Origin of the sequence: Streptococcus infantis (assembly GCF_001579645.1) — a bacterium.
GTDB classification, from domain to species: domain Bacteria; phylum Bacillota; class Bacilli; order Lactobacillales; family Streptococcaceae; genus Streptococcus; species Streptococcus infantis_E.
In genome coordinates this window covers 139272-145525 of sequence record NZ_KQ970819.1, presented here as the reverse complement: position 1 = coordinate 145525, position 6254 = coordinate 139272, and the positions used below count along the sequence as shown (strand labels likewise).

Annotated in this window: 13 protein-coding genes and 1 pseudogene; all 14 read left to right on the top strand. The window is 33.1% G+C overall.

The annotated features are described in order from the left end of the window. Window positions 1–27: 27 nt before the first annotated feature. Window positions 28–414, top strand: a pseudogene (locus SINDD18_RS11515) (RHS repeat-associated core domain-containing protein); the annotation flags it as partial. 121 nt (window positions 415–535) lie between these two features. Beyond that, window positions 536–1036 carry a hypothetical protein gene (locus tag SINDD18_RS04970; RefSeq protein ID WP_061863325.1) on the top strand — a complete coding sequence of 167 codons (501 nt, stop codon included), beginning with the start codon at window positions 536–538 and terminating at the stop codon, window positions 1034–1036. A gap of 21 nt (window positions 1037–1057) precedes the next feature. Then, on the top strand, window positions 1058–1354 hold the full coding sequence (locus SINDD18_RS10825) for a hypothetical protein (RefSeq protein ID WP_193750829.1): 297 nt from the start codon (window positions 1058–1060) through the stop codon (window positions 1352–1354). Continuing rightward, on the top strand, window positions 1355–1564 hold the full coding sequence (locus SINDD18_RS10820) for an RHS repeat-associated core domain-containing protein (RefSeq protein WP_206598372.1): 210 nt from the start codon (window positions 1355–1357) through the stop codon (window positions 1562–1564). Further along, the gene (locus SINDD18_RS11090; RefSeq protein ID WP_061863324.1) at window positions 1527–1844 is read left to right on the top strand and encodes a hypothetical protein; all 318 of its coding nucleotides are present in this window, start codon (window positions 1527–1529) and stop codon (window positions 1842–1844) included. Before SINDD18_RS10820 ends, SINDD18_RS11090 begins: the two co-directional genes overlap by 38 nt. After that, entirely contained in the window at window positions 1831–2244 is a 414-nt protein-coding gene (locus tag SINDD18_RS04960; RefSeq protein WP_061863323.1) for a DUF4279 domain-containing protein, read from the top strand. The genes SINDD18_RS11090 and SINDD18_RS04960 overlap by 14 nt, the downstream gene beginning before the upstream one ends. A 191-nt stretch (window positions 2245–2435) precedes the next feature. Then, complete coding sequence (locus SINDD18_RS11660) at window positions 2436–2606, top strand: polymorphic toxin type 34 domain-containing protein (RefSeq protein ID WP_081108262.1); 171 nt, start codon at window positions 2436–2438, stop codon at window positions 2604–2606. 1 nt (window position 2607) lies between these two features. Next, entirely contained in the window at window positions 2608–3420 is an 813-nt protein-coding gene (locus tag SINDD18_RS04955) for a hypothetical protein (RefSeq protein WP_061863387.1), read from the top strand. Window positions 3421–3513: 93 nt separating this feature from the next. Beyond that, the gene (locus tag SINDD18_RS11305) at window positions 3514–4134 is read left to right on the top strand and encodes an RHS repeat-associated core domain-containing protein (RefSeq protein ID WP_346962579.1); all 621 of its coding nucleotides are present in this window, start codon (window positions 3514–3516) and stop codon (window positions 4132–4134) included. A 184-nt stretch (window positions 4135–4318) separates the two neighbouring features. Beyond that, window positions 4319–4813, top strand: a complete 495-nt coding sequence (locus SINDD18_RS04945) for a hypothetical protein (protein ID WP_061863321.1) — start codon at window positions 4319–4321, stop codon at window positions 4811–4813. Window positions 4814–4974: 161 nt separating this feature from the next. Beyond that, entirely contained in the window at window positions 4975–5271 is a 297-nt protein-coding gene (locus tag SINDD18_RS10405) for an RHS domain-containing protein (RefSeq protein ID WP_241497340.1), read from the top strand. Window positions 5272–5382: 111 nt separating this feature from the next. After that, window positions 5383–5859, top strand: coding sequence for a hypothetical protein (locus tag SINDD18_RS04935; RefSeq protein ID WP_061863319.1), 477 nt, complete (start codon window positions 5383–5385; stop codon window positions 5857–5859). Window positions 5860–5927: 68 nt separating this feature from the next. Next, window positions 5928–6050 (top strand): hypothetical protein, encoded by a 123-nt coding sequence (locus SINDD18_RS11510; RefSeq protein WP_277619876.1) that lies wholly within the window; start codon window positions 5928–5930, stop codon window positions 6048–6050. Beyond that, a partial coding sequence (locus SINDD18_RS04930) for a hypothetical protein (RefSeq protein ID WP_061863318.1) occupies window positions 6034–6254 on the top strand: 221 nt, incomplete at its 3' end. The genes SINDD18_RS11510 and SINDD18_RS04930, both read left to right, overlap by 17 nt.

Below are 6254 nucleotides of genomic sequence, written 5' to 3'. Positions count from 1 at the left end.
TTCCGCCTGTAAAACCAGTATACAGACCGCGAGACGGGATTGCATTACAACTTCTTCAGGTATTATGAGCCGAACGTCGGGCGGTTTATGAATCAGGATCCGATTGGGTTGTTGGGTGGAAATAATTTCTATCTATATAGCTTGAATTCTTCCGTATGGATTGATTTTTTAGGGTTGACTGGTGCTAGAGTTACACGGACTAGACCAAATGTGCCCGGAGGAACAATAACTGGCCTTAGCACTGTAGAGGGTGGTAAAGGTATTACCCATCCCGTTGTTCAAGAAGCATACGATAATGTCCCCATTGATAAACGTTCTGATCCTCGTATGCATGGTAGATGTGCTGAAGCAGAGGCTCTCAGTAAAGGGGCAGAAAAGGCAAATGTTACCAATATGGAAGAGCTTAGTAAATAAGTAAAAAATTCCGTCTCTACAGCAAACAGAATCGACAAAAAAGGAAAACCTATGCGTGCATGTTCTTCCTGTAGCTACGTATTAAAAAATCTTAGAATTCGCGACGGTAATGGAGGTTAAAATGACTGAAGTAAATAGACCTGATATTATAGCAGGACGAAAATTAACCGATACATTTGATATTGATGCCATGAATTATCATGACGTTCAGATAATTACGCATGATTTCATCAAAAACGTACTTTTATCTAGTCCTTGTATTCATAATCAAATACCTGATACTTTAATAAAATTAGCAGAAAATACATGTCGTAAAATTCTATTGAATTTATCCAATGCCTTATCAAATGATGAATTGAAGAAAGAGCGCATAAGAGTTTGGAAAATTTATGATTCACAAACATCATCACATGAAAGAAACTTTACTCAACTTATACTAGGAGGGTTATCAGATGAAGAACAATTCATTGATGCACTTGAGAACTACGCTACAGTATCCGATATACTACTTCCCACTTTCTTTAATGTGTATAAATTATGCGGAGAGGAACTTTGTAAAAAATATCTAGAATTTCTATTGAATCATCCTATTTTAAAGAAATATCGTGTTGAACATGTTTGAACCAAAAGTTGGATATAATGATTGAATTTCCCCAAAGCAAGCCACAGCCCGCATGAAACCTACAATCTAGAGGCAGGATGTGTACGGTACGTACGCGGTTTCTATTTTTCAGACGGCCTTGAAGAGGAAATCGGATTCGTTTGGGACGGCAGCCACCTCTTGCAGGAAGTCCACCCGGACGGCAGGTATACCTATCTCTACACCGACCAAGACTCCTACGAACCGCTGGCACAGATACGCAATTGGACCAACGAAGACGGCGAAAGCAAACAGGAAATCCACTACTTCCACTGCGACCAAATCGGCATCCCGAGATAGATGACCGATAAGGATGGCAATCTAGTTTGGTTCGGCAATTATTACGGTTGGGGCATACTGAAGAATGAAACCAACATATTCAGAACTGCTCACCAACCCTTCCGCCTGCAGAACCAGTATGCCGACCGTGAAACGGGACTGCATTACAACTTCTTCAGGTATTATGAGCCTGATGCGGGTCGGTTTGTGGGGAGGAAGCAATTTTTATAACTATTCTCAAAATGTACAAGCTTGGGTAGATTTATATAGATTGTCGTCTAGTTGTAATGACGGAGATACAAAAGATAGTAAACTAATTAACCAAAAAGAATTGAACCGGATTTTAGTTCAAATAGGCACAGTTCCACATGCGTTTAAAGCTGATTATGTTGGTAAACGAGCCGTATCTCATTATGATGTTTATAAACAAAATAAAACTGGAGAACTTTTATTAAGAAAAAATTCTTCTGAATTTATTAGAACAGGAATTGGTTACGATGATGCTGAATAATTTAATTGAAGTAACATTTTATATGGAATCAAATGATTATATTAACATGAGAGAAATAGACAAAATACTTAATATTAAAAATGCCGAGTTTTATAGTAAGGGAGATTTATTTACCTCACCAAACAAAAAGGTTCAATATATAATTGAACACTCTTACTATTCTTTTGGTATAGATAAAGAGGAAAATTTAAATGAAAAAATTAATAAAGTTATACAAAAAATAGAAGACAAAAAGAAAAATTTAAACTATATATTTAAAAAATATAAACTAAATAAAGAGCTTATAATTTACAGCTGGATCAACGATGAGGCTACTCGTGAATATAAAATCTCCTTAAATCAAATTCAATTATTATCTGAGTTAGGAATAGAGTTAAAAATCATTCATTATAATTTTTAGTATAAGTGTGGATTAATTTCAAGATTTAACAACCCCAAAAGCAGTCTGAAACTCTAAACCCTCACTTATCCATCCTTCAGCAACCCTTCCGCCTGCAAAACCAATACGCTGACCGTGAAACAGGGCTGCACTAGAACTTCTTCAGGTATTATGAGACTGATGCAGGAGTTGCTAATCAAGTCTATGAAAAAATAAATGAATATTCTCGAACTACTGGAAAAAAACCTGATAAATGTGATGTGTTAAAAGAATTAATTGATTGTGGACAAATATCTGCTAAACAAGCTAAGTCAACACAAAAAGCTTGGGGTTGTCGTCATTCAAGACATTCCAAGGATAAATGTAACAATAGGAAAAAATGATATGGTAGGTAAAGAAATTTCAAGTTTTGATGCTTTTTTAGTATGCAAGCAATTGTCAGTTAAGGAATTATTCGAAAAAATACTTAATTCAAATACTGTTTTTCAATATGAAGCAGCAAAAAGGTTACAATTTTATGAGTATAATGAAATTAAAGATGATATTAAAAATATATTATTAACAAGCAGATATAGTCGACATAGAGAAATTGCAATATTTATTTTAGGGCAGTTTCAAATCAAACTTAATGATATTCAGCTTAAAGAAATTCTATCAATATTAATTTGCTTTATACAAAATGATAAAAGCATAAGAGTTAAATCATCTGCAATTTCATCATTGGGATACCTATTTCGTGATTATAATTTAGGAGAAAAAGAGTTTTCTAACATAGAAAAAGATATAGATTTAATATGGAGTTTAAATAAGTATTCTATTATTATTTCTGTTGCATTTAGTTCTATATATCTTCCAGAAAGGGAATATATAAAAGACTATCTAGTTAGAAATTTAAATAAAAAAAATCCTAAGATATTGTCATGGATTTTATATTCTTTAAAAGAGAAAGGTTATAAATCAAATTCAATTGAAACTCTATTAATTAGGAAGCTAAAAGATTTTAATGAAACTTCTTATATTTACAATGAGATAGTTTTATTTTTAGTTTCAATTGACTCTAAGAAGGTTATTCCGTATGTTAAAAAAATTTTATTGAATCAAAATAGAATTGATGATGAATTCTATATTGAAATCAAGAATAATTCATCTAAAAAGTTTTCAAAAATTAGAAAAATACTGCTAAAGAAGTTTGAATAAATAATATTATTTATTTAAATATCATATATAGGTTGTGTTAAGATGTAATAGTTAATTGATTTTCTTGAAATCTTTAGATAAACTTTAAACTCTATACTCAAATCTTTATTTACTTTAACTAAAACGAAAACATCTATATCAGCAATCAGCCTCGACGACGAAGTCATCTCCGACATCGAACGTGATCGGCTGCACCGTGAAATCTACCGCACACAGGGTAAACTTGCCAGCCGTTACGAACTCGATCCCTTAGGCCGTCTGAAAGAGGAAACTCGAGTAACGGATAGCGCATACCAGCCCTTCCGTCTGCAAAACCAGTACGCCGACCGTGAAACTGGGCTGCATTACAATTTCTTCAGGTATTACGAGCCTGATGCGGGTCGGTTTGTGAATCAGGATCCGATTGGGTTGTTGGGTGGGGAGAATTTGTATCAGTTTGCTTTAAATTCTTTAATATGGTTTGATCCTTTGGGGTTAAAAGTCAAAATATTGACTTATAATCATACCTTAAAACCAGATAAAGTTACTGATGTTAAGGAGTTAAAACGCCAAATTAGAGAGCAAATTAGGGCATTTAATAAAATTTTAAAAACAGAGGGGTTAGAAGGCTTGCAAGAAAGAATTAGGAATTTTAGAGATGACCCAACTATAGAAGCGAGAGGAAGAAGGTACACAAGTGATAAAGAATCTGCAGGGGAGGGTATGGTTACATGAACCAGATATGTGTGCAGGTGGTGCTCCCGAGAGTGCTGATAGGAAAGGGAAAAGCCGAGAAAATTCGATAATTGGGCCTAATTCAAGTAGACTTTCTGATGAAATATTGAAATTGAAGCCATCTGACGAAATAACTAAATTTAGGTCTAAATTAATTTTGAAAAAATAACTTTGAGGTAAAAATATGCATTATGAAGAATTTAAATCACTCTATCAAAAACTTAATAATGATAGTGATAAAGAAGATTTCTTACAAAATTATGTTGATGAGGATATGTCTGAGGAATTAGCAAACTTTCTTTTGGATATTGGCCTAAATCCAAAGGAGTCTGATCTTTCTCGTAATGAGGCATTCAAAATATTGAGAATATATATAGGTGATTTTGACTATAGTGAAATATTTAAAAAAATAATTCATTTTTTCAATAATGTTAATGAAGATATTTACCTTCGAATTGAGGCACTGAGTATTTTAAAAAGAGCACCAATAACTGTTAATGAAGCAGAATTTGCAATGAGTATTCTCAAAAAAAATGAAAATGAGTTAATAGATAGTGCCGCACTCCATGTCTTAACATTTCATCGAAAATTACCTTTTGTAAAATTACTTCTTCGTCAACTAATTGAAGATAAATCTGCTTTTGCTGAAGATGCTCAAATAGCTTTAGATTCAGATTAGCAAGACGTAGTCCAGATAAAACCTTCAGTCCTGACGTAGGGTGTGTGCGGTATGCACGTACGCGGTTTCTGTTTTCCAGACGATCTTAATACTTTCTTTGAGGTCGTCTGAAATATTGGTTCTTTAATAATCCGATTACTGATCAGCATGAAGGTCGTCTATTGCAGGAGTACACTTACAAAGGCAGCTACACCTATCTCTACACCGATCCCGACAGCTACGAACCTTTGGCACAGGTACGCAACTGGACCAACGAAGACGGCGAAAGCCGCCAACAAACCCACTACTTCCACTGCGACCAAATCGGTATCCCGCGTGAGATGACCGATGATGAAGGCAACCTGGTTTGGTTTGGCAACTACACCGGCTGGGGCCGTCTGAAAGAGGAAACCAAGGTAACGGATAGCGCTTACCAGCCCTTCCGATTGCAAAACACCCTTTTACACACTGGCATGTAGCTACTGCCAAAATGGATAGAAATCTTAGTCAAAAAAGAAATAATGGGAATCGTACATTTTCTTGGGAGTAATACAAAGAAAATGTAACCGTACAACATAGGAAATAGTATCATGACAACTTTAGAAGATAAGATCTTTACTTTAAAACAGAATAATATAATGAAAAAAATGAAAGAAATTCATTTCTTAAATAATTTAATTTCAGATTCTGAAAAAATCATTCCATATCCACTCTCATGTGAAATAATAAATCGTACTTTTACCCCCTATAGAAATATAGAATTATCAAAAGAAAAATTTAGTTTATCGATAAAAAATGAACTATTAAATTTTCTTGCACCAGAGGCAAATGATATTGCTTATGTATACTTTTATGGTGGAATAAATGATTCAGCTAAAACACCAATAGAATTATTCCCCTTGTTTATTATCAAAATAAATAATATTAACGATTGGCTAGAATTAATAAACAAACCTAATTTTTATTGTTTAAAATTATTTAGTCATAAAATAGATAAAGTTATCGATATATCTCTACTCGACAATGAGGAAGATGTGTTATCTATTTCTATTGGACTGAACGCTTAACTTTAAAAATAAATAAACTATTCCAGCAGAAGCAATCCTTTGCTTTATATAACTTAAAGGTGGTTACCATGAAAGAATTATTAGAAAAACTTGAAAATAATCGTTTTATTTATAAGGTCAGAATGGATCTTGAATTCGATGTAAAGGAATATCAAGAATTATTAAAAATTTTAAATGAATACTATTTTTAAACTAAATGAAAAATTGGAAAACTCACCCTCTATTTTAAGTATTGAGGATGAATTATTTTTTATTGATAGATTACAAACATTATCTATTGATGAAATTAGGGAAAATAAAGAAATATTTAAGAGAATTATCTCAGCTATCCAAGAATCTCACCAAGACAACGGGATATTTGAAATAACAGATACAAATATTAATATTTTCTTTGA

Bases quoted from the DNA above. Each gene is read 5' to 3' on its own strand.
- SINDD18_RS04970 (WP_061863325.1), top strand. From the start codon at position 536: ATGACTGAAGTAAATAGACCTGATATTATAGCAGGACGAAAATTAACC.
- SINDD18_RS04955 (WP_061863387.1), top strand. From the start codon at position 2,608: ATGGTAGGTAAAGAAATTTCAAGTTTTGATGCTTTTTTAGTATGCAAG.
- SINDD18_RS10820 (WP_206598372.1), top strand. From the start codon at position 1,355: ATGACCGATAAGGATGGCAATCTAGTTTGGTTCGGCAATTATTACGGT.
- SINDD18_RS11090 (WP_061863324.1), top strand. From the start codon at position 1,527: ATGCGGGTCGGTTTGTGGGGAGGAAGCAATTTTTATAACTATTCTCAA.
- SINDD18_RS04960 (WP_061863323.1), top strand. From the start codon at position 1,831: ATGATGCTGAATAATTTAATTGAAGTAACATTTTATATGGAATCAAAT.
- SINDD18_RS04945 (WP_061863321.1), top strand. From the start codon at position 4,319: ATGCATTATGAAGAATTTAAATCACTCTATCAAAAACTTAATAATGAT.
- SINDD18_RS04935 (WP_061863319.1), top strand. From the start codon at position 5,383: ATGACAACTTTAGAAGATAAGATCTTTACTTTAAAACAGAATAATATA.
- SINDD18_RS11510 (WP_277619876.1), top strand. From the start codon at position 5,928: ATGAAAGAATTATTAGAAAAACTTGAAAATAATCGTTTTATTTATAAG.